Origin of the sequence: Paenibacillus sp. FSL W8-0426, assembly GCF_037969725.1 — a bacterium.
Classification (GTDB): domain Bacteria; phylum Bacillota; class Bacilli; order Paenibacillales; family Paenibacillaceae; genus Paenibacillus; species Paenibacillus hubeiensis.
The window spans coordinates 1,027,318-1,053,105 of sequence record NZ_CP150203.1; the positions used below are offsets into that span (position 1 = coordinate 1,027,318).

Sequence of the window (25,788 nt, forward strand, 5' to 3'; positions counted from 1 at the left end):
ACGTTCTTACGCTTATCTATTCTGCAACGAACTGTTTACTGTTTTTATTAAAGCTATATGTTGTAGTTAATGTATCGCCTTGTCCTTCTGTATTTCTCGTGGTTACGACCAGCTTTTCGCTTTCATTATCGGGAGTACTCGTTTTTTCATAATTGATCGTTTCCTGAATTTTTTCAGCATTTTTAAATGTGATTGCAAATGCTTCTCCGCTTTCTTTATCAATGCCAAAAGCATAAGAATTATACCCTCTTGAAGAGGTATATTCAGGAGTGAGCAGGAAAACGTCCATGGCTTCAAAGCTGATTTTCTCGAAGGAAATAGGTTGGTCAGAAGGTTGAATAAACACAAGTTGCTGTAGTTCTTTTATTTCTTTTATCTCTTCATTATGTTTGTAAATCACGGAGTAATTACCTTGATAAAAGAAGTCTCCTTCACTCCCTAGAACACTTGGTGTAGTGACATGGCCAATCGCTTCTTTTCCTTTGGAAACAACATATAACTCACCGTGATCTGTATCTATCCGGGCTCGAACAGTCGGATGTTCTTGATGGGAATCAATTTTAACTACATTAGCATAGGGCGATTTTGGATTTTGACTTTTCAATTCACTGCTCTTATTCGTCTCCGTCGATGTACTCTCGGTCTGATCTATAGGCTTTTCTGAACTCTCAGTACCACATCCGGATAACAAAATACTTACTGCAGCTATGGAGCTTAGGACAAACGAAGGTTTCTTGAAAATTATTGAAATCGCTTCCTTTCTAAATGCTCGTGTATTTTACAAAGATGATTTTACATCATCTATAACCCATAGAAGTGGATAACATGTAATTTATTTCTTAAAAAGGAGCAACTTACGAACAGACGTGCCGCTAGCGGAAAATGGGTTACCAAGATGCAAATAACTTCGTCTGCTGCTTATTTATTTTGTACATAATGGAAAAAAATATAGTATAATAAAACGAACAGATGTTCTTATTTTGGTTGTTTTTAAGGGATTGAATTTCGCCTTCTTATATATAAAGAATGAAGGAGGGGGAGTCGGATGAGCACCCTGGAAAGACATCGCGATTACGTCACACAAACATGGAGCGCACAGTTTGAAGAGTACAAACAGCAGCATCCCGCGTTATTTACGAACCGGGTCGTTGCCACCTTTTTTGAGCAGGAAAAGCACCAAAGGCTGTTAATCCAGTCGATCAGAGGCGAGGAGGGGAAGGAAAAAGAACTGAACGAGTCGTTTCGGCGTTATTTGTTCCAATACCGGTTCATTACGTACATTACGCTTTCGCTCAAATTCATGAGTTTGGATCAGATGAGGCGCAATCAGCGTTATGCCACCCGCAATGTGCTTATCTATGACAAACCATCCGCGGAGGATTCGGACACGCGACTTGGGGAAACGATAACTGCATATCAAGCTTCATATGAAGCCCCGATGACGGATGAGCAGACGATTCGGTTCAGGGGAGGTTTTGAGAACGAACAGGTGGAGTCGGCATTTGAGCGGTTGACGGAAAAACAGAAGAAAGTGACGACATTATATTACGGACAAGGATATTTCGATCATGAAATTGCCAGCAGTCTTCAGGTCAGCCAACAGGCTGTAGCGAAGACGAGAAACGCGGCATTGAAAAAAATGAAAACGATACTGGCGAGAGGGGAATAAGCGATGGACCAAAGTTCTATTTCGACGCTAATCGCAGGGATCAGTCAAGTCGGTTTCCCCATTATGATCACGTTGTATTTGTTCACACGATTCGAAAAAAAGCTGGACCAGCTTTCCCTGAACATAGGGAATCTGATCGAAGTCATCAAAGCGGTGATTAAAGATGAATCCAGGAAACATTGAGTTCTATGATGAAGTTCAAAAAGCACAGCGTGGTGATCGGGATAGCATGCTGCGCATCATCAACGCCTTTCAACCGGTTATTCAGAAGATGAGGAGCGAGGTCAGACCGCAGGAACGGGACGATCTGTCCCAGACCATTGTGGAAGGGTTGATCGTCAAAATCATGAATTATAAGCTGGATCAGGTTCCGACGTATGCGGAGTTCTGCAAACAACTGTTTCTTACGGAACAATCCGATGGTTCTTCTTAAAGGTAGAGGAGAGTCTGCTTCGGTCCAACCCATGCAGTTTGGAAAATACATAGGAAGTAGGGAGGTTGCGGCCCTGCTTTCCTTTGTTTTGTTGTTATGATGAGTTAAGGGGTCTCCATGATCATCATGATGAAACAAAACGCCGTATAATCCCGTTTATAAAGGAAGACAACCATGGATGGAAATCATAGAGAGGAGGCGTAACATGAAAAAAGTGTATTATATGCTGCTCGCTGCACTTTGCGTGGTCACGGTGGCAGGCGCCGCGTATGCAGCGAAAGCAAAAGCGTCCAACGCCGGCACGGGAAAAGCTTCTCCGTCGTACACGTTAAAGGTCAACGGAAAAATCGTGGAGCCGGACGGCCACGCTCTTTCGCCCTATGAAGTACAAGGAGCGGTGATGGTTCCTTTGCGCCAAACGGCAGAGGCGTTGGGGTACACCGTAAGTTGGATGCCGGCAGAGAAGGCGGTTCGCGTGGAAGACGGCATTCAATGGGCGTTGGTGAAAAGCGGCAGCCAAGCGGTTCAATTTACCGGGAAATTGAAGATCATTAACCTGACGCAAGAAGTGGATCTACCCGCGCCGGTCCAAACGCATAAAGGCGTTACGTATGTGCCGGCTTCCTTGTTTGGGCCATTTTTCAACGAGGTGGTCGTGAAGGACGGCAGCGTGTCCATTTCGGCACAAATGTCGACCATTCAATGAGATTTCCCTTGGAAAAAGGGAATTTGATAAAAAATCTGGGGAATAACAGCGATCGGAAGATGGTACTGCACTCAGAGTGGCCTGGTGTGATTTGTGATTTGCGGTTTATATAGGTACGCAAATCAAACCTTTGATGATTCGCTCCAGGCAGCAGCGAGAACTCAAAGGTTTTTGGCTATGCACGATGGATGATTATTCGGATCACATTCGTGAGGCGTGGTTAGTTTGTTCGGAATAACCTCTTAAATTCACCGCAAACAACAAGCAGGAGAGCAGGTAGACTGCGCTCAGCAACAGATAGGGCAGCTGCAAGGAGAGTTCCCGATCCAGCCAGTTTTCGCTAACCCGGACCAATAATCCGCCGAGAAACGTACCGATGGCGCTAATGCCGAACGAAAGAAAACGAAACACGCTGCCTACTCGGCCCAACAGCTCATTGGGCACCGAACGCTGCAGGATGGAGGAACGGATCACGTTGTAAACGACGATGAAAAAGGCCGCGCAGAAGTACAATGCCCCCACGGCATAAGCGTTCGTAGTAAGGCCCACCAGACCATAGATTACGCCCATGCTGAGTACGCATAGCAAGATAAGCTGCTTGGCGTTCCAACGGTTGCGCATCCGGGCTACGGCCTGGCTGCCGATAATGCTGCCCACGGTGGCAATAGCAATGAGCATGCCGAACGCATGCGGTTCGAGATGCAGCACTTCCCGCACGAAAAAGATTTGCGTCGACAAAATGACGGCATACATCAAGGTCACGGTAACCGATAGCAGTGCCAAGCCGCGAAGGAAACGATCCTGGATCACGTACCGAATGCCTTCCCCAAGCTCCCGCCGCCAGTTGGTCATGGGCCGATCAGGCTTGGAGGATTGTCCATGCTCCGGCGCAGCCGGTACATCGAGATTGGCGGTTTGCCCTGGTGTGAAGGTCCCTTTCAATCCGATCAGAAGCAAGACCGCGACAACCGCTGTAACCGCATCGATGGCAAAAGGAAAGACGATGTGCAGGCCGAGAATGAACCCGCCCAGCGCCACGCCCAGAATGTCGCTCGTGATCAGCTGGCCTGCGGTAAACTGGCCGTTAGATTTTTCCAGTTTGCGTTCATCCACGATCTGTGGAAGGATCGTCTGCACGGTGCTGTCGAAGATGACCCGGCTGACGCCGATGCCGAACATAAACAGGGCCAGCGCCGGAATGCTGATCCATCCGCTCCATACGCACAAGGTCATGAAAACAAGCAGGACCATGCGGACCATGCCGGCACCGACCAACAGGTGTTTGCGTGAATAGCGATCGATCAGGACGCCGATGGGCAAACTGAAAAGCAGCCAGGGCAGACGTAACGCGGTCATCGTGATGGACGCATACAGCGTATCACTGGTGAGGGTGGAAATCAGCCAAGGCACTGCCGCTATGGTGAGACCGTCCCCCAGGAACGTGATGGAGAACGCGGCAAAGAGCTTGGCGTAGTTCGTTTTGGTTTTCATCAAGACCTCCCATGTTCAAAAGTATGTATCCCATAAATGAGGCTGCAAGTCCCAGTTTCCATTAAATACAAATTTAGTGGATATCGGGAAGGCATTCAAGTGCTTTTTCCGTGCAAGGACACCTGTTCCATTCCCCGAAGGCAGCTTCCGGAAGCTGCCGGACCGTCGCCTAGAGGTATGTTCTGGACCATAAAGTCCCCTTTCGGACACATCTTTCAAAAAACGCTTACAAATTTCAAAACTGCCCTACCTTTTCCCTTCGGAAGCTGAGATAATGGGGGAGGTAAACGCGATATTTTTTCGACCAGAACAACATGGATAATCCAAAACTATACCGCTTACATATGAAACGGGAGGAATACACAGATGACACAGATCACAGAGATCATCAGATCGGCAAAGGGACAAGCGTTGCTGGCCCAAATGTACGGAGCGCAGCACGTCGAGGAGCAGGCGGCACGTTACGAGAAGCTGGATGCGTCGTTCCGGCAGCATTTTGGCGCACAGGACGGAGTGCAATTATTCAGTTCGCCAGGACGCAGCGAGATCGGCGGCAACCATACGGACCATAACCACGGGAAAGTGCTTGCGGGCAGCATTACGCTGGATACGATTGCAGTGGCCGTGCCGACGGACGACGCCGTGATTACGTTTTATTCCGAGGGATACGACAAAAAGTACGTCATCGATCTGGCGGATTTGAAGCCCAACAGCGAAGACGATGGAACAACCGGGCTGATCCGCGGCATGGCAGCGGGCTTCGTGGAGTTCGGATACAACGTTGGCGGGTTCCAGGCGGACATCTCCAGCAACGTGTTTTCGGCGTCCGGCGTGAGCTCTTCCGCATCGTTCGAGATGCTGATCTGCACGATACTGAACCATTTTTACAATGAAGGCCGATTGGATGTCGTGACGCTGGCGAAGATCGGACAGTATGCGGAAAATAATTTCTGGAACAAACCGTCCGGCTTGCTTGATCAGATGGCATGTGCGTACGGCGGACTGATCTCGATCGATTTTGCCAATGCAGCCGAGCCTGTGATCGAACCTGTGAACTGGAACTTCCAGGAGAATGGTTATTCTCTGGTCATCGTAAATACGGGCGGCAACCATGCCGACCTGACCGAAGATTATGCCTCCGTGCCGAACGAAATGAGAGCGGTGGCCGAGGCGCTCGGCGGAGAGTACGTTCGCGATATTTCGGAGGAAGACATCTACGCCAAGCTGCCTGCGATACGCGAAGCGGCCGGGGACCGGGCGGTGCTGCGCGCGCTTCATTTCCTGGAAGAGAACAAACGCGTGGACGGTCAGGTGCAGGCTCTGCGCGAAGGACGTTTCGCAGACTTCCTGTCCCTGATTACGGCATCGGGCAACTCCTCGTGGAAATGGCTGCAAAACGTATATCAGAGCGGTGCCGTGCGCGAACAGGAAATCTCGGTCGCGCTTGCGCTGACGGAGAACTATTTGGCCCAATTGGGCGATGGCGCGTGCCGCGTTCATGGCGGCGGTTTCGCCGGCGTTATTCTGGCGATCGTGCCGAACGACAAGGCCGAAGAGTACATGAACTGGATGCGCGGCATGCTGGATACGCCGGTCATCGTGGTCAACGTGCGCGAACATGGCGCAATCTGTTTGAATGCCGTACTTTCGGCATAATCCATAATTATATCGCATCGTCCGATCAGAGCGGTTTTGGACTGGTACTTTCCAGTCCAGGCCGTTTTTTCGTTAAGTTGCTTCACTGAGGCAAGGGGGACGGGCGGAATAGGGATGTGGTATGCTCGGGGATTTTTACCATAGGGTGACAAGCGATGATTCCGACGATCTACGAAATGCAGAATGCGTGCGTGCTGGCAGATGGGGGAACGGTATTCCCTGTATCGCTCGTCATGGAGCATCCTGCTCAGATCATTCCGATGGCCGATGTGAACGTCCGTTGGCATGATGCTGAATACGGGATCGACAGCGGAGAGGGCCTCTTTTTGCAGCCGACCGGAATGAATCTTGAAGCGGCGGTGCAGGCCTAACGAACATCAGGAACCTTATTTCGGGGAAATGGACAGTCCCGAATTTCTAACGAACATCAGCGAGCTTATATGCACCAAAGTAGGCGATCCGGAGCTGATTTTGCACGGATAACGTGTCTCAGGTTCTTTAGAAATGATCGCAGGCACAAACAGGCCAAATAAGACGTGTCAGGTTCGTTAAGCCAACTCCGATTCTGGTAACAACAGCCTATACCCATCCAATGAGCCACAGCTCTAATTGGAATGATACGGTGACTATTTTCCTGTTTTTGGATGACCAGCTACCTTGGCGGGTATAGATGATCTATAATAGGGGACCGAGCGGGTTGTCGGGGGTTATGTTACAAGATCAGCGCATGTGCATGCAAAAACAGATTAGACGGGAATGCACCATACCCACCTAATCTGTTCATGGTCGAATCCAATCCGTCAACGGACGGAGTTGGATGATTGGGATTCGCCGCTCAGCGTCTGAACCTCTTCCCGAATATAGCGATGATAGTCGTTGAAGCTGTTGATGTGTTGCAGCGCATCCGTTTTAGACGATTGGATCTTGATGCTGCCGTCGTTTGCGACCTTTTTCATTTGGGCAAGAACAGTCTGGGAGCCCAGGATGTCGCTGGACATCTCTTGAATACGCTGCAAAAGGGCAGGATGTCCCTGGTATTGCAGCATTTCAGCCAACGGCCGCATTTCCTCCAGCTTCTGGCTGGAACGATCGAGCACGGTCATGACGCGATCCTCGTCGGTGCGGGCGCTTAGGGACACCATGCGGTGAATGTGGTCTTTCTCCATGCGCTCCAGCGCTTCCAGGTGGGAAGCTTCCAACCTTTTCAGATCGCCGAAACCTTCGGGCTGGACAACGTCCGCGTTATTTGCCAATGGGGACGGGCTGCGGTCTGTGTTCGTACATCCCCAGAGCAGCGTACAGCAGACGATTACTGCTCCGGCAGTCAACCATGTTCTGGATTTCACCTTGGTCACTCCCTCAATATCTTCCTGAACGTAGTATGAACCGCATAATGGAAATTATGCGCGCGGGACCGAAAAGGAGGAAATGAGATGAAGCTATACGAGCATCCCCTGATCCGCTGGGGAATCACGCTGTTGTACCCGGCAACAATCTTTTGGTTTAGCAGCTTCGGGCCAATCCTGCATTCATGGGAGGGACCCATCGTCTTTGGGGTTGCGTTTTGTTTTTTGTGGAAGGGGATCAAAGAGTTTTTCATATCCACCGCACTGACGTGGTTGGTCGCCATCCCATGCTGGTGGTATTTTATCGAGGTTCCCAAACCTTCCGCCGGAGCGGAGAATTTTGCGGCGCATTTGTGGCTGATCGTACTGGTCTACGTAGGCGTGGTCATGCTCCCGCAGCTGTTGATCCTGACTACGCGCATGAGGATCATGCAGTATTACAACATGCAGTGAGTTAGAGCATGGCTAGGTGCAGATGACTTTTTCCAAGCTCGAAGGGTTAACTCAAGCTATGAAGCGATGCCAGGCCGGGTTCTAATGAAGTTTTGCAAGTTGTGCAAGAGCATCGGGAGGTACATATGAGCCAGAGGAAAAATGAGAAATTGTTCGTTTATCGTTGCAGGCGAGAAGACCCCCTTCTCAAAAGCGTCAGCTTTAGGTGAAGGATGAATCGCCATTTTTTTTCATTCAGAACCGAACATATGTGCTATAATAACTGCAAGAACGGAGGTGTGTGGCATGCTCTTCCATAAAGCATACAAGTATCGGATCTACCCCGATCGTACACAGCAGCAGTCGATCCATCAGATGTTTGGATGTTGCCGTTTTGTGTTCAACTATTTTCTGGGACAATGGAAGGATACGTTTGACGCCACGGGCAAGGGCTTGTCGTACCATACTTGTGCCACGCAGCTTCCAGATCTAAAGCAAGAACATCCTTGGTTGAAAAAAACAGATAGTATTGCCCTACAATCGGCTGTTCGGCATGTAGCCGATAGCTTTGATCGTTTTTTCAAGAAGCAGGCGCTGGCTCCACGTTTCAAAAACCGTAAACATCCAGTGCAAAGCTACACTACCCGATACACCAATGGAAATATCGCTGTGAATGGAAATAAGCTGAAGCTCCCCAAGCTGGGGTGGCTGCGGTTTGCAAACTCCCGCCCCTGTGAAGGACGCATTCTCTCGGCGACGGTACGGCGAAATGCCGCGGGGAAGTATTTTGTTTCGCTCGTCTGTGAAGTGGAGATGGAGCCCTTGCCGGGTAACGAAAAATCGGTAGGGATCGATCTGGGACTTCAAACGTTTGCGGTATCCTCCGAGGGTATGCGGGATACTCATCCGAAAGCCTGGAGCCGGTATGAAAAGAAGTTGGCGAGCTGGCAGCGGAGGCTGGCCCGGCGTACGAAAGACGGTTCCAACTGGCAAAAAGCCAAACGGAAGGTCGCCCTGATCCACGAGAGAATGGCGAATATCCGCCATGACTTTTTGCATAAGCTGTCCACCAAGCTGATTCGTGAAAACCAAACGATCAGTATCGAGGACTTAAAGGTGTCTAACATGCTCAAGAATCACAAGCTGGCCAAATCGATCGCCGATGCGTCCTGGAGTGAGTTCAGAAGGCAGCTCACGTATAAAGCGGAATGGTACGGGCGTACCCTCAAGATTGCGAATACGTTTGCTCCGACAAGTCAAACCTGCCATGTATGCGGAGCGCTACACCGAGAGGTGAAAGATCTTTCGGTACGGCAATGGGTGTGCCCATCCTGCGAGACCCTCCATGATCGGGATGTCAATGCAGCCCGAAACATTAAGGATGTTGCCATATCAATCGTCATATCGCCCGAGAACTGTGGGGACCACAGGGATCGCTTGGTCCACTTCGAACCAAGGGGTTCGATTACCCAAGAATCCCCCACTTCAAGCGAAGGCTAAAGTGGTGGGAGTGTTCAATGCGGGATTTGTTATCAGGCCGGGAGATTCAAGTCCCCTTATTGGGTTATACATGTTCCGTGGCTCTGGCCGATGGCCAGCCTGCTGGTTACCAAGATCGATTCGTTATTCCATGCCTGATGATCTTTGCGGTCCATGCCATAACGTTCCGTCCCAAACGAATACAACACCCCCTGTCATGGCCTGCGTCCAATGAATATGGGGGTGTTTTGCTATTCCTGGATACCGAGCCGATCCGGTATCAACAGGATGAAGCTATACTTTTCTTTTATATTTTCCGGTATATGGGATCGTCAGGTGAATGTCGAGTTTCCGGATGGAGTCTTCATCGATGATCAGCCTGCTCCCGTCGTTGGACAGCTTGCGCCATAGCTTCGGATGTTGGCGGTACAGTTCTTCTTCCAGCCCGAAGATGTCGATCCCTCGCTTCAAGCCGTGGCGGTAGGTTTGCAGTATCTGCTCCCGCAGCTTGACCTCGCTCATCGCGACCATTTCGTCATACGAGATAGGCACCAGATATTCGTACAACGCGGTCAGGTACTTGGCTTTGATATCAAACGCAACGTGGTTTCCTTGAACGATCGGTTTGATTTTGATCTTGGGCAGACCAACGCTTAACGCGCCGTAGATTTCGCCGTCCTTTTGCAGGAGCAGGGCAGCCCTTCTCATGTCCTTCCGCAGCCAATGATAGCCCGGAAGCTGGCTATGGGGGAAATACTCGAACGAGGAACCCGACTTTTCGAAAAATGCCCCTTCGATATAAAACAGATCTTGCTTCTTTTCGTTCTCCGTCCAATGGTTGTCATTCAGCGCGATACATGGCAAATAGGTGGTCGTTGCCGGATCGTTGTGCGTGGCGATCAGCTGAAAGCCGAGCACTGGAGGAAAAAGGGATTCTTCCATGTAGCTTGGCAGCGGATTATGGAGAATGCTGTCCAGCGGACTCAAGTTGTAGATGGATGTTGCGCTCAAAATTTTTTCCAAAGGCTCCCGCGTGCCGTATACCCAGACCGTATATCTGGATTCGGGAAAACGCCCCACCATATCAAAAACTTCTTTAATATGTTTGCTGGTCAACACGCTCTCGGCCATGACGATGGAAGTGACGTGCCCCCACGCGATGTGCAGCTGGGATGTTCGGAACAGCTCGTTCAGGGCAAGACTTAGCGTTTTGCCTTCGGCATGGCCGACCCATACGGGAGGCGGCGAAGACGTTTTGCCGGAACCTTCGCTTTTGGCGATGCTTGAAAAATCCAGGGACTGCATGTATAGATGGTACATTCCGTCTTTGTAGTCGATGCCGAATGCTTTGGCGTAATCCACTTGTTGAATTTCGAATGAACTCCAGCACCCGCTTGTAAGAAGACACAGGGACAACGACACCATGCCAAGCAAACTTCTGCGCAGCATATGTTTCATGGCCGCTTTCCTTTCTTGTTCGGCTCCTGTGTTTCCAGATAGACGGGCCTGCGTTTGTTGAACCCTTTAGGCAGCTTGAAGAGCGCCGCGACGGCTTGTTTGAAATTCAGCGGAGTCAATGGCGTCAAGTAGGGAATGCCGAACGATTTGAGGTCTGTCAGGTAGATCAGGAACAGGATCAGTGACAGGATGAATCCAAAAATGCCCAGAGAAGCGCCGAGCACGTAACAAAGGAAACGCAGTATAAGGACGGAACTGGTCATCACCTGGTTGACGACGGTTGCTCCGGCGACGACGGTGACCGCAATGACGACGATCATCAGCGGCGAGACCATGCCGGCGCGGATGGCCGAATCCCCGATGATCAGGCCGCCAACGACGGTCAGCGTCTGCCCGATCGCGCTGGGCAAACGTACCCCGGCCTCCCGGAACAGCTCCATCAACAGCATGATCAGGAACATTTCCACACCGGATTCCATAGGCAGCCCCATCCGTCCGACAGAGATGGTGGCGACGAGCGGAAACGGAAGCTGATCCATATGGTACGAAGTCAGCGCGATATAGAAACCCGGAAGGAAGATCGTGGTCAGCAGGCCAAAAAAGCGCAGCAAACGCCCCGTGTTCACCGACAGGAAAGGGAAATTGGCATCCTCCGGCGATTTGAGCAGCAGGAACAGGTTCACCGGACCGATAATGACGCTTGGGTTTCCGTCCACGATCAGAATAAAACGTCCGTTGAGCAAGCATTCGGCGGCAAAGTCAGGTCGCCCCGTATAATGGGTTACCGGGAACAGCGTGACTTTTGAGGGAGACAACAATTCTTCCAGTTGGTTGGCGGTGATAAGCCGTTCGGTCTTGATATGCCGAAGACGGTTCTGGACATGTTCGATGAGTTCCGGATTGGCGATGTTTTTGAGATACATGAGCGCGACCTTCGTCGGGGACCGCGTGCCGATGACTTCGAAGTTGCAGGCAAGCTGGGCGGTGCGCACACGCGAGCGGATGAGGGCCACATTGACCGCGATCGGTTCGATGAATCCGTCTTTGGCTCCGCGAATGGATACCTCGGTCGAGGACTCGTCCGGGGTACGGGTCGGCATATTCGAGATGTCGATGCTCCATATCGCCTGCAGGGAAGGGATTGCGATGAGCATGTGGCCTTCAAACACGCGAACGGACATCAGTTCGGTGCCGAAAGCCGGGTCCTGCAAATCAAGGCGCGTCCACTGGATGCGCACGGCTTTTTCGATATCCGAAACGCGAAGGAAGCGGGTATCCTCGTAGGCATCGACCATGGCGGGCAGAATGGTCTCTTGGATCTCCTTGCTGTTTACCATGCCGCTGCAATAAACCATGACGATTTGGGCAGGAGCGTCCCCGATCATGTGGCTGGCGATGATTACGTCGTCGGAGCCTGAGAAGAATGTTCGCAGGTTATGTTCGTTCAACCGGAATGGTTCGGCGCGGTTATTTGTGTTGGATGGAGTCGTGACTGCCATGATCCGGTACCTCCTTGTCCTTTCGGTGTATGAGCGCTGCCAGGGTCAACAGAATCGTTACGATGGACACGTAAGCGAGCATGGCCGGAAACTGAATGTGTTTTACGTAATAGTCGACATAGTCGATCCGCCACCATTGCATGGCCATTGCGCTCATCATGCAGGCGATGGATAAAATGGCGATGTATCGTTTCTTTGGCTTGCGAATATCCAGAAGGTCCACCATTAAGTAAATGGAGATGGCAAGTCTGGCAAAGGAACCGCTAAGCCATTGGTAAATGGATAGAAAATCAACGTGCTGCAAAAGCTTGCCGATGTTCACGAGCTTCCACTGCTCATAAGGGCTGATGCGCTGCTTGGCGGCTTCCTCGGGACCGAATTCAACGATGGCGCCGATTGTGGGCCCGATGGCCATGCTGAGAATGAACAAACCAAGCAGCAATAAATGCCACCAGCGGATCTTGCCCCGGATGTCATGCTGGAACAGCATGAGAATCCAAATCTCCATCAATCCGGCAAGGGAATAGAACATGCCTCTCCAGACAGGCTCAAATCCGTTTTCCATGAGCGGGAACAGCAGGGAGTAGTCCTTGTACTTCAAGTTGGCGGACGCGACAAAATAACCCAGGAGAATGACGAAGGGCAGCAACAGGCTGGAGGTCATGGCAATCGAGCGAATGCCCTTGGCGGCAGACCAGGCGGCTACGAGCGCTCCGCCCCCGGCCAGAACGTATGGCGGAGTGAACTGAAGGTAGGTCGACACCGTCCAGTTGGTCGTTTCATACAGCGTATGAGTGCCCAAGGACAGCAGCAGAATGACGGCGGTAATCCGAAAAATCCATGAAGGAATGATGCCGAATTCGCGACTGATCCAGTCCGTCAATCGCTGACCCCGAATTCGGCGAACGATAATGAACAGCATGCAAAGGAACAGCATGAAGAGCGGCGCGGCAGCCACGACGGAAAGCCAACCGTCCCTTCCTGCCGTTTCCAGGATCGCCGAAATGGACAAGACGTGGCACACGAGGCCGGCACTCAGCAAAATGATGGAAAAGGACAACCAGATGGTAATCTGGTTTTTGGAGTGGTTCAAGGACGCAGCCTCCTTTCGAAAGAGATCAAGGAAGTATGCGTTAGGATGTGCAGCATATGGAATTTCAATTCCTGCATGATGTATTTAATGTGGAGCGGCTGCAAAGGATGGACGGAAGCGGCCAAAAGCTATAACATTGAACTAAGCAAGTGTTGAACAAGCATCCAAGCAAAACATAGAGAAAATGGGAGGAAACCTGCGATGATCCATTCGAAAACACCTGGCGAGACGCATGTCGGATTTATCGGTACGGGCGTGATGGGCAAAAGTATGGCCCGACATATCCAAAAGGCCGGTTATCCACTTCATGTGTACACCCGAACCGCTTCCAAAGCGGAAGAGCTGGTGAAGGAAGGTGCCATCTGGCATGATACGCCGGCGAGCCTTGCCGCCGCATGTGATGTTGTCATTACCATGATCGGGTACCCGAAAGATGTGGAAGAGATCTACCTGGGAGAGAACGGTTTGCTGGACAGCGCCAAATCCGGAACGTTTTTGATCGATATGACCACCTCCAGCCCGCTGCTCGCTGAGAGAATCGCGGAAGCTGCGGAATCGAAAGGGCTGCATGTGCTGGATGCGCCTGTATCGGGCGGCGATATCGGAGCCCGCGATGCAAAGCTGTCCATCATGGTTGGTGGTAAAAGGGAAGATTTCGAAGCCGTACGTCCGTTGTTCGAGTGCATGGGAACCAATATCGTGCTGCAAGGAAAAGCAGGGGCAGGCCAACATACGAAAATGTGCAACCAAATTGCCATTGCTTCAGGCATGATGGGGGTGTGCGAGGCGTTGGCGTACGCCAGAACGTCCGGGTTGGACCCCGAAAACGTGCTCCAAAGCATTGCTACGGGAGCAGCGGGCAGCTGGTCGCTCAGCAACCTGGGTCCCCGCATGATTGCAGGCGACTATGAGCCTGGATTTTTCGTGAAGCATTTTATTAAAGATATGGGCATTGCACTGGAGTCTGCCAAGGCCATGGGCATGAAAACGCCTGGATTGGCGCTGGCTGAGTCGCTGTATCAGGAAATAGCCCGGAACGGACTCGACGAAAAAGGCACTCAGGTGTTATATACGTATTACTTGCAAGCTTAAAGATTAGCAAGGTCTGTTTTCCGAAAGCATCTTGAACTGGAAAATGAATTGCATCTCTAAAAACGTGTCCTTATAAAAACATGAGGACACGTTTTTTCGCACAAATATGAGTCAAAAGTCACAAAATTGTTTAAATATTCATAGGTATGCGTAAAAAAACCGGGCAAAATCGGAAATTCCCCTTTAATTTTGCCGCGAATCATCCGAAATAAGAAATGAAGGATCTACATACGGTTTGCTCGAATGTATTTACATAATAAACCAGTTTTTCATGATTCATATTCCCTATAGAACGGAGCTTGCCCATGTTCAAGAGAATCCTGTCTCTGTTCAAGACGCAACCAGCGCCGGCCGACAGTGTCGCGGTTTCGACACGTTCGCTCAAAGAAAGCGCCCCGGCAGCATTAAGACGTTCCCGCAGCCGGCGAAAGGGCATCGATTCGGAATGGTTAAGTGCCATCGAGGAGCCAAGAACGGCCGAGCGGTTAAACCTTCTGCCGGATGGCTACAAACACCTGAACGACCTGCTTGTGCCCAACTCCAAGTCCCGTTCGGGATATTCGCAGGTGGATCATGTCGTCATTGGCCCGAGGTGCGTATTCGTGATCGAGACGCGCAGCATGACGACAGGGGAGATTCGCGGCGGTCGGCGGGATGCCAATTGGACGGTCAGCACCAGCAAAGTCAAGATGTACAACCCGCTCATGCAGCATCGGGGACATGTTCAGGCCATTCAGGCGCACCTCGGCGATTACGCAGGCATACGAATCGTCTCCGTCGTCACGTTTACGAATCGCTGCCGCATTAGCGTAGACCCGGATGTCCGTTACATGCAATCCGATGAACTGGTCGTCTACGATCACGAGTTGGTAGAAACCATCGTTCGCAAAACGGAAAAACTGGAGACCGAATCTACGGGAAAGGGATATTCGGAACAGGATATTCAAACGATTCATGAGTTGTTGTGCGCGGCCAATGCAACGAACTCCGAGATCCGTGCAGAGCATATGGAGAAAGCCAAAGGGATCAAATAAGCTGGGCATCAGCGCCATTCTCTTCAAGGAGAATGGCGCTTTTTTTAGACTATATAAACCGCAAAAAACATGCACACGTTAACGGAGAGGCAGAACCAAACTGAACAAGCAAAACGGTCGCTTAAAAGCTTTCTGAAAGAAAGCTGCATCGGAAGCATAGACTGTTCACTGGATTTTCCCTTTGAAAAAAGGGATTCGAAAAAATCTGGGGATAATAGCGATTGGGAGATGGTACTGCACTCGTAGTGACCTAGTGTGATTTACTATTGCGGTCAACGAAGCTCGATTTGAATGTCGATCGCTGAAAACGCGGTCTGTTTTTCTCTAAAGAAAGGCTTGGGCAAGGGTTATCTTATGTAATTCTAATGATCCATGCAATGAAGGAAAGGCCACCGAAAGGCACGGGTACATCGTCTGATATCCTCTGCTAGCAAACTTATGATAGAATGTACACCATGTTTTGGGTATGAACCATGCTTGTTATATGAAAGTGCGTACAACCAAGGACAAGGGGAAGATGAATGATGCAATGGAATCGATCTATCCGTTTAATTGCGGTGGTCAGTGTGCTGGCCGTCATGCTGACAGCATGCGGAGGGAAGGCAAAGGAGACGGATTCGTCTGCTGCAGGGCAAGGCGGGGCAGCAACGGCAGCCGAAAGCTCGAATTCGCCTGCAGCGGGAAATGGAGATTCGCAAGATGTATCAAGTACGTCTGCAGGCACATCCGATTCGGGAACCGGGACTGCGGATGCTGCTGCAGATCAAGGGAAAATCGGCTTTGATTCAACCCTGGAAGAGCTGCAGGAGAAGTACGCAGACCGTCTTGGATACATACGCGTGCCACTGTCCAATCACCCGGTCCGCCGGGTTAGCCAGAACGATGCAAAAAACATTAACATCGCCAATTACAGCGATGCCGTGGTGGATATGAATACGGGCATACCGATTCATAGCGATTCCCAGCGTCTGATTGACGATGCTTTTCCGTTTTTTACAACGGCACAGGCGCCTGATGTCTCCTATGTGACCTGGGAGGAAGCAACCAATTTGGAGCGGGCGATGGTCAAAACATTGTTTATATCCCGCGAGGGGCTGCTGCTTACCGAGAAAGCCATGAACGACAAGGATTACGCCAGCAGCTCGTTCAGGGATTCCATGAACTTTTTTGAGACTGCGGCGAAATTTGATTCCATGGCTCCCGTCGCCCAGCATCCGTATGACATTACGTTAAGCGAGCATTATGATAAGGCACGTCAGGCATGGGGCAGGTTGGCCGCCATCGATCCGGAACAGGATGAGACGGCCTTCGCAGAGACCTACAAGGAAGCAAGAACCGCGACCAACAATGCCATGGGTTTGCTTAATATTTTGCTGTCAACGAATGAGCAGGAACGTTTGGAGAACGCACTGGCCGAGCAGGAAGATACTGCGACTCCATAAAATATACCCAACATAAACGGCTCTGACCGAAGATGACACGGTCGGAGTTTTTCTGTTTTTTTGGGAAGGGGTATGGTATCTTTTTACAAGAAAAGCCATGAGGCTCGGAGCAGGGGGATCGGTGCTGATGCTTTGGCGAGGACGTTTTTGGAAACGCTTTAAATTCAGGACGAAGCTGATATTGATTTTATCTGTGGCTACGGTGGTCATCTCGGGATTGACGGGGCTGATCACCTATCGCATCCATATCGACTTGTTTAACGAAGAAGTCAGCCGCCAATACGGATTGACGGCAGAACAGGTGCTGGCGAGGCTCGATTCCAGGGTGAACGACATGTACAAGGTGACGGATTACATCACGCTGAACCCTTCGGTGAAGAACGCCATAAAGGACCAGGTGGCAGGCATTTCCTCGTACGACCAGATGAAGCTGGAGGACGAGTTGGATGACCAACTCTATCAGGTTCGTCTCGATGCGCCGGAAATTATGGGAATCCGCATTTACGACCTGAAGGGAAATATGTTCAATCTTGGCACGTTTGCCGGCTCCTTTCAACAGATGGACCCTGCCTTTTTGGCGGATTTCGTTCATAAGCTGGAGGGAACGGGCGGAGAGTATGTCTGGAACCGCCTGAATAAGGATGCCTTCGCGCAGGAGGAGAAGTCGAACTGGATTATGGCCGGGCGATTGATGAAATCGGTGGACCTGGAAACCTATGGCGTAATGCTGATTTTGTTCAACACGTCCTTGTTCGAATCCTATCTCAAAGACCTGCGCCTGAACGAGGATGTGGCGGCTTATTTGCTGGACGGGAACGGAGAGATGATCTACGCGTTTCGCAACCAGGATGCCGATCCACCGCCGCTTACCCGGCTGAACATGGGAGCCACGGAGATCCGGGACGAAAACGGGACGACCCATTTGTACACGAAACAGACGTCGGACAAAGCCAAGCTGACGCTGGTGAGCAAAGTGTCCCTGGCCCAGATCCAGCAAAAAGGCAAAATCATCGTGCAGGTGGCCGTCTTTTCGGCGGCGGCCAGCGTGCTGTGCTCCTGGATCATCATCACGGTCGTCAGCCGCAGATTATTGCGCCCCTTGGCCAGACTGGTCCATGCGATGAAGCGGGTGAGGGACGGAAGGTTCGATACGCGCGTTCCCGTCGAGACGTCGGATGAGCTGGGATTCATCGGGGAACGGTTCAACGCGATGGCTTCCCGGATCGATACGTTGATCCATGAGGTGTATGAGCGCGAGTTGAGCGAGAAGCAGGCGGAACTCAAAGCTATTCAGGCCCAGTTGAATCCGCATTTCATGTATAACACGCTGAGCATGTTTTTCTGGAAATTTTATATGCTCGGGGACGAGCAATCCGCCCGCTTGGTCACGGCGCTGTCCGAAATGCTTCAGTATACGTTGGAGCCCGTCCATAAGATGACCACGCTGGAGAACGAAATGACGTTAATCAACCATTATGTGCAGATTCAACAGGCGCGGTATCCCGAGGAATTATCGGTCGTCATTTCCGTGCCGCCGAATCTGCATCACTGCGAGATGATCCGGCTGCTGCTGCAGCCTGTTGTGGAAAATGTCTTTGTGCACGCATTTGCAAACCAAAAGAACAACCGCCATTTGCACATTCGTGCCCGGATGAAGGATGCGCAACCAGGCGAGCCGGAGATGCTTATCATCGAAGTTGAGGATAATGGTTGCGGCATGGATGAAAGGACGATCGAGCGCATTATGGCTCCGATGGAAGAAGCCGGGGAAGAGCGCCAGCATATCGGCATGCGCAGCGTTCTCCGGCGCATCGAATTGATTCACGGGGAGCCTTACGGGGTTCAGATTGAATCCGGCGGCGCGCGGCAGGGAACGCTGATTCGTCTTTGCCTGCCGTACCTGACGAATCAGGTGGAAGGGGAACATATCGAACAAGGAGGCGAGACGATACAGTGAATGGACGTATGCTGGTAGTCGATGACGAAGCCTTGATCCGTCAGGGCCTGGTTCATATGGTAGGCAGCAATCCGCTGGGCTGGGAAGTCGTTGGCGAGGCTGCGGACGGGGAGGAGGCTATGCAGGCCGTGGATCGCTGCTCGCCCGATTTGATCATCACGGACATCAACATGCCGGTGATGAACGGGTTGGACTTGGCCGAGCGTCTTCATGACCGCGGCCAGGACGTCATGATCATCATTTTGACCGGATACCGGGAATTCGAGTATGCACAGCGCGCCATTCGTTATGGCGCCATTGAGTTTCTGCTCAAGCCGTTCTCCCTGGACGAAGCGTGCCGGGTGCTGCGCAAAGCGTACGACAGGTTTCGCCGCAAGCAAGCCGATTTGCACATCATGAACCAATTCAATCAACAGGAACGGATCGAACGATGGAAGACGGAGTTGACGGGGCTGCTGCTCAGCAGGCAGCTTGAGACCCTGGAGGCGCGTGTCGGGGAATGGCTGGACGAGGCCTCGCGCATGCCGCTGCCGGATGGCAAAGCCGAAATTCACAGGCTGCTGCAGATCATGGAAGACATGCTGACGCAGCACTTCAATTTCAGGGAGCCTGCGGATGGCGCTGCCAGAGGAACGGATCCATTACTATGGATGCACTCCATGCCGGAGGTGGTGGCGTGGTCCCGCCGAAAGGGCGAGGAGTGGCTGCACCTGCTGGAGCGCCTCCTGAGGGAACAACAGGATCATGTCGTTACGCGGGTCATGAACTACGTCGACGTGCACTATGCTGGAAGCTGCACGCTGCAAACCGTCGCCGCCCACGTCCATGTGACTCCCAACTATCTCAGCCACCTGTTCAAAAAGGAAACCGGCGAAGGATTCAGCCAGTATGTCAGCAAGCTGCGGATCGAGAAGGCCAAGCTGCTGCTTCAGAACACCCGCCAGAGCATGGCGGCCATCGCGGAACAGACCGGGTTCGATAATTCGAGCTACTTTACGACCGTATTCAAACAGTTGACCGGGTTATCTCCGCGGGCCTATCGCAAGCAGCATGGCCGGGAAGGATAGGCAGAGCTCCCCAAGCGGGAGCTTTTTTTGCGTAGAAATTTGATAAAGGATCGGTAAATATCGAATGTTTGCGCTTACATAATTTTCTACAATACAGCTATGTACACAGCAGCCGAGAGAGGAGGAGGCATATGAAAGGGCAGCTTACCGCAGGACCGCCCGGATTTCAAACGCCCGAGAGCGAAGTAAGAGAACGAATTCGGCAGCAGCGAATCAGACGATTCAAAATGAACATTCCGCTGATCCTGATGTTTTTGCCTGTGGTCCTGTTTTACCTGATTTTCCGATATGCCCCGATAGGCGGGCTGGTCATCGCCTTCAAGGACTACAATTTCTACGATGGCCTCTGGAACAGCCCTTGGGTAGGATTCCTGCATTTTGAAACATTGTTCAGCGACCCGCGCACGGTGGAGATTATCCGCAATACGCTGTTCCTCAGCCTGCTCAGCATCATCGTGGGTTTTCCGATTCCCATTGTGCTGGCGATCATGCTGAACGAGGTCAAGAACATGGCGTTCAAACGGTCGGTGCAAACCATCGTGTACATGCCGCACTTTTTCTCCTGGGTTATCATCGCGATGATGATTATGACCGTATTCTCGCTGGAGAATGGCATCGTCAACCGCTGGGTCGAAGCATGGTGGGGGGAACCGTACCCGTTCATGTACAACAAAGGCTCCTGGATCGCCGTATTCGTCGGCTCGGGCATCTGGAAGGACATGGGCTTCAACGCCATTATTTTTTTGGCGGCACTGACGACCATCGATCCGAGCCAATACGAGGCGGCGCAGATGGACGGGGCAAGCAAATTGCGGCAGATCTGGCATGTGACGCTTCCGGGCATCCGATCCACGATCATCCTGCTGCTGATCCTGTCGATGGGACGTGTCATGGAGGTCGGGTTCGATCAGGTCTACATGCTCCAGAACTCCAACGTCAACGAGGTCGCGGACGTCATCAGCACGTACATTTACCGTACGGGGCTTCAGGGAGCGCAGTTCAGCCTGACCACGGCTATGGGATTGTTCGAGTCGCTGGTTGCGTTCATCCTCATTTTTTGCGCCAACTATATTGCCAGAAGATTTAACGAAGGTTTGTGGTGAGGAGGGGGAACGTGAGAACGACCCGTGGAGAAAAAATATTCTACATCGTCAATTACGCGCTGTTGTCGCTGGTCGCCCTGAGCTGCATCCTGCCCTTGCTCAATATCATAGCGTTGTCGCTGAGCGACGCCAGGGCCGTGCTGTCGGGCCAGGTGGGACTGTGGCCGGTCGATTTTACGTGGTTTTCCTATCAAAGCCTGCTAACGGGCACCCCGATCCTGAACGCGTTCTGGAACAGCGTGGAAATCACGCTGATCGGCACGGGACTCAGCATGGCCGTTACGATCATGGCGGCTTATCCGCTGTCGCGCAGGCATTTTTATCACCGCCGCTTTTTCACGATGGCGATGGTGTTCACGATGATTTTCAACGGGGGCTTGATTCCCACCTATCTGGTCGTGCAGAACCTGGGGCTCGTAAACAGCTACGGGGCACTGTGGTTGCCGGGATTGGTAAGCACGTACAATATGCTGATCATGCGCTCGTATTTCGAAAATTTGCCCGGCGAAGTGGATGAGGCGGCACGCATCGACGGCTGCAGCGAGCTGGGACTGCTGTTCCGCATCGTGCTGCCGTTATCCAAGCCGCTGCTGGCGACGATTGCGCTCTTTTACGGCGTCGGCTATTGGAATTCGTTCATGAGCGTCATGATCTATATCAACGATACGTCGAAGTACAACATGACGGTGCTGGTCCAGAACATGATCATGTCCAATCTTAACGTGCAGGATTTCACCGATCCGACGATGATTTCCAACCTGACGCCGGAAGGCATCCGGGCTGCCGCGGTCATCGTAATGGTGATTCCGATTCTGGCCGTGTATCCGTTTTTGCAAAAGTATTTCGTGAAAGGCGTCATGCTTGGCTCCATCAAGGGCTGATGTGATGTTAATGAATCGGCATTCGGTTGTTCAGGCAGTTTCGTTTCATATCATACAAAGAAAGAGGGTCTGATCTATGGCGGTTTCGATCAAGGCATGGTTGAAGTCGGGGCTTGTACTCGGCTTGATTGGCGGAGTGCTGGCAGGCTGCGGCGGCGGAAACGGGGAAGGCTCGCCGGCGGATGGGGAAGGAGCGCGCGGCAGCATTACGTCGACGATCTATGACCGCGGGGCGGTGCCGAGCGGCATGGGTACGATCGAGGACAACATGTGGTCCAAATGGATCAACGAGAACGGTCCGGTGAACGTAAAATATACGGCCGTTCCGCGCTGGGAATCGCAGTCCAAGCTGAATGTGCTCTTTGCTTCCGGCAGCGCGCCGGACGTCATTTTCGAATTCGGGACGCCGATCCGCAACACGCTGTTCAATCAGAAGCAGCTGATGCCGCTGGATGACCTGATCGCGAATTCGAGCGTGGAATACAAAGCGCTGCTGGAGAAATATCCGCAGCTTAGGAAGGCAGGCATCAAGAGCGACGGCAAGCTGTACGAAGTCGGCCGCATGAACGAGGTGTTTCCGTTGACCAGCTTTTTCATCCGCGAGGATTGGCTGGAGAAGCTGAATCTGGACGTGCCGACGAACGAGGCAGAGATGCTCGCGGTGGCCAAGGCGTTTGCGGAACAGGACCCGGACGGGAACGGCGTGAAGGATACATACGGCATCGGCGGCCTGCAATTCGGGGATACGGCCGGACTGTTCCGCTACATGTTCAATGCCAACTGGGTGAACGTGGAGAACGGCGAGCTCGTCGTTGGGCCGAACCACATGAAAGAGGCGACGGCCTTCAAACGCGCCCTGTACGAGGCGGGTGTAGTCGACAAAGATTTCCTTACCGACAAGGACGGCGCCAAGTCCAAACAGGATTTCCTGAACGGAAAAATCGGCATGTATGCCGCGATGACTTCGGATTATACCGGTTTTGCCGCCAAAGAACTGGATACATTGATGCAGAACGTTCCCGAAGCAAAACTGAAGGTCATTGCGCTGCCGTCAACGTCGGTGGGGCAGTACACGATGGTCTGGAACAACCCGGTGCAAATGACCGCCGTGGTCAATGCCCGTGCCAAAAATCCCGAAGCCGTCATGCAGTACATCGATTTCCTGACCAAAACCGAATCGGGCCGGACCTTCAAGAACGGCTTTGAAGGCACGCATTATACGCTCAACGAAGAAGGCTGCCCGCGGATCTCCGACCAGGAGAAATACAAGCAGGAAGTCAGCTGGGCCGGAGATTATTCCATGCTGTACAGCCGGCTGGAAGAAGGCAAATGCGGGTACACCGAGATGCTGTTCAGCGACGATATTCCGTCGCAGAAGGAAGGTCTTCGCCTTTTCAAGGAAGCGCGGGAAGTGTACATGAGCGATCTGCCGGTCGGCGAGGGAGTCACGCATTCGGAGCATATGCCGCAATTGCCGAAGGAGCTGCAGGTGAAGCTCACCAATGTAACGACGGCGATTAACGACATTTATACCCGCTCGATCATCGGCGGCAGCAAATATACGGTGGAACAGGCCGACACGGAAGCCCGGCAGAAGTGGGCGCAGGGAGGCGGTCCTGAAATCGAGGCCTGGTACAAGGATTGGTGGAGCAAGGAGAAGGACAATGTGCTGGTATGGGACGATTTCTACGAGATTTATCAGCAGCAGCAGGCGGATTTTGAGAAAGCGAAGTAATCTCGCACAGCCGGATCGGCTAACCTTCGCATGGAATTCTTCGGAGTGTCAGGACCTCTCTCTTGCGAGGCGTAGAGGAACGGAAAAGCAGAGTACAAATGGGAGAAAGCAAATGTGCCTGGGCTGCAATGCCCGGGTTATTTTGTTTCATGTACATTGTAGTTCTTTTTTCTTATGATGAAATCATGGGGAGAAATCATGCGAAATACATATTGGGGTATTGTGGAAAAAAAGTCGAAATAGGATGTCGTTTTCGTTACACAGAGAGTAATGAGAGTAATATTTTACTTTTATATGTAGAAAAATGACAAAAAAAAGAGTATAGTAGAGGAATAATTTAACTTTGATTTCTATCATTTTTTAGATGAGAAATTGCATGTTTTAATCTCTTGAATTTTCGTAAATATGAAAAAAGGTAGATGGAGGATCAGGATGAGCTCTTTTCGTAACTGGTTGAATACAGCTAAACAGGGACTTGAGGACCAAGTCAAAAAGTTTAAAAACAAAGATTTTATGGATGCCGTTGTTGCTGGCTGCGCATTGGTAGCGTTTGCGGACGGCACGATCGACGCATCGGAGAAGAACAAGATGGCCGGATACATCAATTTGAGCCAAGAATTGAAAGTATTCGACATGGCTGTCGTGATCGAGCGTTTCAATTACTACGTGTCTAACTTCGAGTTTTCACCGCAGATCGGGAAACAAGAGGCATTAAAAGCGATCGGCAAGTTTAAATCCAAACCTGAAGTTGCTCGGGTCATTGTAGGTGTGTGCAGCGCCATTGGTGCAGCAGACGGGAATTTCGACGATCAGGAACGGCAAGTTGTAGCCGAGATATGCACGGTGCTTGGTCTGAATCCAGGCGAATTCAACCTTTAATACAGGCTGAAAGACAGACTTCGGGATGGCTTTGAATCATTATTGAAAGGAGGTGAGTATCAGTGGCTGGAATCAGTCTGGTTAAAGGACAGAAGATTGACCTGACCAAAGGAAAGACAGGCCTGACTCACATCATTGCCGGATTGGGATGGGATCCTGTCGTGGCCCGTGGTTTTTTCGGAAGAAAGAAACAGGCGGACATCGATTGTGACGCCTCGGCCATTTTGCTTGACGATCAAGGCAGGTTAACGAAGGAGAGCAATCTCGTTTGTTTTCATAATAAGCAGAGCGCATGCAGATCCGTCGTTCACAGTGGGGACAACCTTACCGGCGAAGGCGAGGGAGATGACGAGCAGATCAAAATCAACCTGACGGCCGTTCCTGCCGATGTGCACAAAATTCTCATTGTGGTCAACATTTATGATTGCATCAACCGTAAGCAGGATTTCGGAATGATCGAACGTGCCTATATCCGTATTCTCGATGCACGGGGCTCCGAGGAGCTTGTTCGATTTAACCTTTCTGAGAGTTATGCCGGCAAGACGGCTCTCATTTGCGGAGAGTTGTATCGACATAATGGCGAATGGAAGTTTTCCGCAATCGGTGAGGGTGATCATGCGGTACATATCGATGAGTTGGCCCGCCGTTATACGTGATCATACAATTTTAGTTTGGATATAGAAGGTTGATAGCATTGGTTCAAACATTATATTCGAAGCGGAGATGAGAATAATGGCAATCAATTTGTCAAAAGGTCAAAAAGTGGATTTGACGAAGTCCAACCCCGGCCTGACCAAAATCACGGTTGGACTCGGTTGGGACACCAACAAGTATGATGGCGGTAAAGATTTCGACCTGGACGTATCCGTGTTCTGCGCGAATGCGGCAGGCAAAGTGGAAGGCGAGAAAAACTTTATCTTCTTCAACAACCCGCAAAATGAAAATGGCTCCGTTGTACATACGGGCGACAACCGTACCGGAGAAGGGGACGGCGATGATGAGCAAATCAAAATCGACCTGCCGAACGTTCCGGCTAACGTCGAGAAAATCGCGTTCACGATCACAATCTATGAGGCGCAAGAGCGCAACCAGAATTTTGGTCAAGTATCCCGTGCTTATGCCCGGATCGTAAACGAAGCGAACAACGAAGAGTTGATCCGTTTTGACCTGGGAGAGGACTTCTCGATCGAGACAGGCGTTGTGGTCGGCGAATTGTATCGTCACAATGGCGAATGGAAGTTCAGCGCGATCGGCAGCGGCTACAAGGATGGTCTGCTGGGGCTGACTCGTGATTACGGTTTGCAATAAGTAAGGAGCCGTCCGCGAGACTTATTCT

Annotated in this window: 25 protein-coding genes; 19 read left to right on the forward strand and 6 right to left on the reverse strand. The window is 51.4% G+C overall.

All coding sequences use genetic code 11. From position 1 onward, the window contains the following. Positions 1-16: 16 nt before the first annotated feature. A complete protein-coding gene (locus tag MKY59_RS04675) occupies positions 17-604 on the reverse strand; it encodes a hypothetical protein (protein WP_339276268.1) in 588 nt (195 codons plus the stop codon). 441 nt (positions 605-1,045) lie between these two features. Here MKY59_RS04675 and MKY59_RS04680 point away from each other — a divergent pair, with 441 nt between their 5' ends. From MKY59_RS04680 to MKY59_RS04695, 4 genes are all read left to right on the forward strand, one after another. Continuing rightward, positions 1,046-1,669, forward strand: coding sequence for a sigma-70 family RNA polymerase sigma factor (locus tag MKY59_RS04680; protein WP_339276270.1), 624 nt, complete (start codon positions 1,046-1,048; stop codon positions 1,667-1,669). A 3-nt stretch (positions 1,670-1,672) separates the two neighbouring features. Further along, positions 1,673-1,852, forward strand: a complete 180-nt coding sequence (locus MKY59_RS04685; RefSeq protein WP_236420984.1) for a YvrJ family protein — start codon at positions 1,673-1,675, stop codon at positions 1,850-1,852. Continuing rightward, positions 1,833-2,102, forward strand: coding sequence for a helix-turn-helix domain-containing protein (locus MKY59_RS04690; protein ID WP_339276271.1), 270 nt, complete (start codon positions 1,833-1,835; stop codon positions 2,100-2,102). Before MKY59_RS04685 ends, MKY59_RS04690 begins: the two co-directional genes overlap by 20 nt. A 205-nt stretch (positions 2,103-2,307) precedes the next feature. Further along, positions 2,308-2,808, forward strand: a complete 501-nt coding sequence (locus tag MKY59_RS04695; RefSeq protein ID WP_339276272.1) for a copper amine oxidase N-terminal domain-containing protein — start codon at positions 2,308-2,310, stop codon at positions 2,806-2,808. Between the two features lie 201 nt (positions 2,809-3,009). On the opposite strand, the gene MKY59_RS04700 is transcribed toward MKY59_RS04695, so the two are convergent. After that, complete coding sequence (locus MKY59_RS04700) at positions 3,010-4,299, reverse strand: MFS transporter (protein WP_339276274.1); 1,290 nt, start codon at positions 4,297-4,299, stop codon at positions 3,010-3,012. 366 nt (positions 4,300-4,665) lie between these two features. Between MKY59_RS04700 and MKY59_RS04705 the strand changes: the two genes are divergently transcribed. Beyond that, positions 4,666-5,955 (forward strand): galactokinase family protein, encoded by a 1,290-nt coding sequence (locus MKY59_RS04705; protein ID WP_339276276.1) that lies wholly within the window; start codon positions 4,666-4,668, stop codon positions 5,953-5,955. Between the two features lie 155 nt (positions 5,956-6,110). Beyond that, entirely contained in the window at positions 6,111-6,326 is a 216-nt protein-coding gene (locus tag MKY59_RS04710) for a hypothetical protein (RefSeq protein WP_236420979.1), read from the forward strand. Positions 6,327-6,755: 429 nt separating this feature from the next. On the opposite strand, the gene MKY59_RS04715 is transcribed toward MKY59_RS04710, so the two are convergent. Next, the gene (locus MKY59_RS04715; protein ID WP_339276279.1) at positions 6,756-7,301 is read right to left on the reverse strand and encodes a hypothetical protein; all 546 of its coding nucleotides are present in this window, start codon (positions 7,299-7,301) and stop codon (positions 6,756-6,758) included. A gap of 87 nt (positions 7,302-7,388) precedes the next feature. Between MKY59_RS04715 and MKY59_RS04720 the strand changes: the two genes are divergently transcribed. Both MKY59_RS04720 and tnpB read left to right on the forward strand, forming a co-directional pair. Then, positions 7,389-7,754, forward strand: a complete 366-nt coding sequence (locus MKY59_RS04720) for a hypothetical protein (protein WP_339276281.1) — start codon at positions 7,389-7,391, stop codon at positions 7,752-7,754. A gap of 285 nt (positions 7,755-8,039) precedes the next feature. Then, on the forward strand, positions 8,040-9,233 hold the full coding sequence (gene tnpB, locus MKY59_RS04725; RefSeq protein WP_339276282.1) for an IS200/IS605 family element RNA-guided endonuclease TnpB: 1,194 nt from the start codon (positions 8,040-8,042) through the stop codon (positions 9,231-9,233). Positions 9,234-9,506: 273 nt separating this feature from the next. Here the strand turns inward: tnpB and MKY59_RS04730 are convergent, their stop codons facing one another. The 3 genes from MKY59_RS04730 to MKY59_RS04740 are packed head-to-tail and all read right to left on the reverse strand — an operon-like array spanning position 9,507 to position 13,262. Further along, positions 9,507-10,670, reverse strand: a complete 1,164-nt coding sequence (locus tag MKY59_RS04730) for a Ger(x)C family spore germination protein (protein WP_236420976.1) — start codon at positions 10,668-10,670, stop codon at positions 9,507-9,509. After that, the gene (locus tag MKY59_RS04735; RefSeq protein WP_339276283.1) at positions 10,667-12,169 is read right to left on the reverse strand and encodes a spore germination protein; all 1,503 of its coding nucleotides are present in this window, start codon (positions 12,167-12,169) and stop codon (positions 10,667-10,669) included. Before MKY59_RS04735 ends, MKY59_RS04730 begins: the two co-directional genes overlap by 4 nt. Continuing rightward, positions 12,138-13,262 carry an endospore germination permease gene (locus tag MKY59_RS04740; RefSeq protein WP_339276285.1) on the reverse strand — a complete coding sequence of 375 codons (1,125 nt, stop codon included), beginning with the start codon at positions 13,260-13,262 and terminating at the stop codon, positions 12,138-12,140. The genes MKY59_RS04735 and MKY59_RS04740 overlap by 32 nt, the downstream gene beginning before the upstream one ends. A gap of 201 nt (positions 13,263-13,463) precedes the next feature. Here MKY59_RS04740 and MKY59_RS04745 point away from each other — a divergent pair, with 201 nt between their 5' ends. The 11 genes from MKY59_RS04745 to MKY59_RS04795 all read left to right on the forward strand — a co-directional run bounded on the left by MKY59_RS04745 (position 13,464) and on the right by MKY59_RS04795 (position 25,760). Next, a complete protein-coding gene (locus MKY59_RS04745; RefSeq protein ID WP_339276286.1) occupies positions 13,464-14,354 on the forward strand; it encodes an NAD(P)-dependent oxidoreductase in 891 nt (296 codons plus the stop codon). Between the two features lie 305 nt (positions 14,355-14,659). Further along, entirely contained in the window at positions 14,660-15,388 is a 729-nt protein-coding gene (locus tag MKY59_RS04750) for a nuclease-related domain-containing protein (protein WP_339276287.1), read from the forward strand. A 521-nt stretch (positions 15,389-15,909) separates the two neighbouring features. Beyond that, complete coding sequence (locus MKY59_RS04755) at positions 15,910-16,830, forward strand: hypothetical protein (protein WP_339276289.1); 921 nt, start codon at positions 15,910-15,912, stop codon at positions 16,828-16,830. A gap of 181 nt (positions 16,831-17,011) precedes the next feature. Next, positions 17,012-18,787 (forward strand): histidine kinase, encoded by a 1,776-nt coding sequence (locus MKY59_RS04760; RefSeq protein WP_339276290.1) that lies wholly within the window; start codon positions 17,012-17,014, stop codon positions 18,785-18,787. After that, the gene (locus MKY59_RS04765; RefSeq protein WP_339276291.1) at positions 18,784-19,854 is read left to right on the forward strand and encodes a response regulator; all 1,071 of its coding nucleotides are present in this window, start codon (positions 18,784-18,786) and stop codon (positions 19,852-19,854) included. The genes MKY59_RS04760 and MKY59_RS04765 overlap by 4 nt, the downstream gene beginning before the upstream one ends. A 131-nt stretch (positions 19,855-19,985) precedes the next feature. Beyond that, the gene (locus MKY59_RS04770; RefSeq protein WP_339276292.1) at positions 19,986-20,957 is read left to right on the forward strand and encodes an ABC transporter permease subunit; all 972 of its coding nucleotides are present in this window, start codon (positions 19,986-19,988) and stop codon (positions 20,955-20,957) included. 11 nt (positions 20,958-20,968) lie between these two features. Beyond that, the gene (locus tag MKY59_RS04775; protein ID WP_236420967.1) at positions 20,969-21,838 is read left to right on the forward strand and encodes a carbohydrate ABC transporter permease; all 870 of its coding nucleotides are present in this window, start codon (positions 20,969-20,971) and stop codon (positions 21,836-21,838) included. A gap of 76 nt (positions 21,839-21,914) precedes the next feature. Beyond that, complete coding sequence (locus tag MKY59_RS04780; RefSeq protein WP_339276293.1) at positions 21,915-23,573, forward strand: extracellular solute-binding protein; 1,659 nt, start codon at positions 21,915-21,917, stop codon at positions 23,571-23,573. A gap of 432 nt (positions 23,574-24,005) precedes the next feature. Then, positions 24,006-24,452 carry a tellurite resistance TerB family protein gene (locus MKY59_RS04785; protein ID WP_236420965.1) on the forward strand — a complete coding sequence of 149 codons (447 nt, stop codon included), beginning with the start codon at positions 24,006-24,008 and terminating at the stop codon, positions 24,450-24,452. Positions 24,453-24,514: 62 nt separating this feature from the next. Continuing rightward, positions 24,515-25,108 (forward strand): TerD family protein, encoded by a 594-nt coding sequence (locus MKY59_RS04790; RefSeq protein ID WP_236420964.1) that lies wholly within the window; start codon positions 24,515-24,517, stop codon positions 25,106-25,108. A gap of 76 nt (positions 25,109-25,184) precedes the next feature. Then, entirely contained in the window at positions 25,185-25,760 is a 576-nt protein-coding gene (locus MKY59_RS04795) for a TerD family protein (RefSeq protein ID WP_339276294.1), read from the forward strand. The last annotated feature ends 28 nt before the right edge of the window (positions 25,761-25,788 follow it).

What these genes read in the sequence shown, in the direction of transcription:
- MKY59_RS04680 (WP_339276270.1), top strand. Translation starts at nt 1,046, where the DNA reads ATGAGCACCCTGGAAAGACATCGCGATTACGTCACACAAACATGGAGC.
- MKY59_RS04685 (WP_236420984.1), top strand. Translation starts at nt 1,673, where the DNA reads ATGGACCAAAGTTCTATTTCGACGCTAATCGCAGGGATCAGTCAAGTC.
- MKY59_RS04690 (WP_339276271.1), top strand. Translation starts at nt 1,833, where the DNA reads ATGAATCCAGGAAACATTGAGTTCTATGATGAAGTTCAAAAAGCACAG.
- MKY59_RS04695 (WP_339276272.1), top strand. Translation starts at nt 2,308, where the DNA reads ATGAAAAAAGTGTATTATATGCTGCTCGCTGCACTTTGCGTGGTCACG.
- MKY59_RS04700 (WP_339276274.1), bottom strand. Translation starts at nt 4,299, where the DNA reads ATGAAAACCAAAACGAACTACGCCAAGCTCTTTGCCGCGTTCTCCATC.
- MKY59_RS04705 (WP_339276276.1), top strand. Translation starts at nt 4,666, where the DNA reads ATGACACAGATCACAGAGATCATCAGATCGGCAAAGGGACAAGCGTTG.
- MKY59_RS04710 (WP_236420979.1), top strand. Translation starts at nt 6,111, where the DNA reads ATGATTCCGACGATCTACGAAATGCAGAATGCGTGCGTGCTGGCAGAT.
- MKY59_RS04720 (WP_339276281.1), top strand. Translation starts at nt 7,389, where the DNA reads ATGAAGCTATACGAGCATCCCCTGATCCGCTGGGGAATCACGCTGTTG.
- tnpB (WP_339276282.1), top strand. Translation starts at nt 8,040, where the DNA reads ATGCTCTTCCATAAAGCATACAAGTATCGGATCTACCCCGATCGTACA.
- MKY59_RS04730 (WP_236420976.1), bottom strand. Translation starts at nt 10,670, where the DNA reads ATGAAACATATGCTGCGCAGAAGTTTGCTTGGCATGGTGTCGTTGTCC.
- MKY59_RS04735 (WP_339276283.1), bottom strand. Translation starts at nt 12,169, where the DNA reads ATGGCAGTCACGACTCCATCCAACACAAATAACCGCGCCGAACCATTC.
- MKY59_RS04745 (WP_339276286.1), top strand. Translation starts at nt 13,464, where the DNA reads ATGATCCATTCGAAAACACCTGGCGAGACGCATGTCGGATTTATCGGT.
- MKY59_RS04750 (WP_339276287.1), top strand. Translation starts at nt 14,660, where the DNA reads ATGTTCAAGAGAATCCTGTCTCTGTTCAAGACGCAACCAGCGCCGGCC.
- MKY59_RS04755 (WP_339276289.1), top strand. Translation starts at nt 15,910, where the DNA reads ATGATGCAATGGAATCGATCTATCCGTTTAATTGCGGTGGTCAGTGTG.
- MKY59_RS04770 (WP_339276292.1), top strand. Translation starts at nt 19,986, where the DNA reads ATGAAAGGGCAGCTTACCGCAGGACCGCCCGGATTTCAAACGCCCGAG.
- MKY59_RS04780 (WP_339276293.1), top strand. Translation starts at nt 21,915, where the DNA reads ATGGCGGTTTCGATCAAGGCATGGTTGAAGTCGGGGCTTGTACTCGGC.
- MKY59_RS04785 (WP_236420965.1), top strand. Translation starts at nt 24,006, where the DNA reads ATGAGCTCTTTTCGTAACTGGTTGAATACAGCTAAACAGGGACTTGAG.
- MKY59_RS04795 (WP_339276294.1), top strand. Translation starts at nt 25,185, where the DNA reads ATGGCAATCAATTTGTCAAAAGGTCAAAAAGTGGATTTGACGAAGTCC.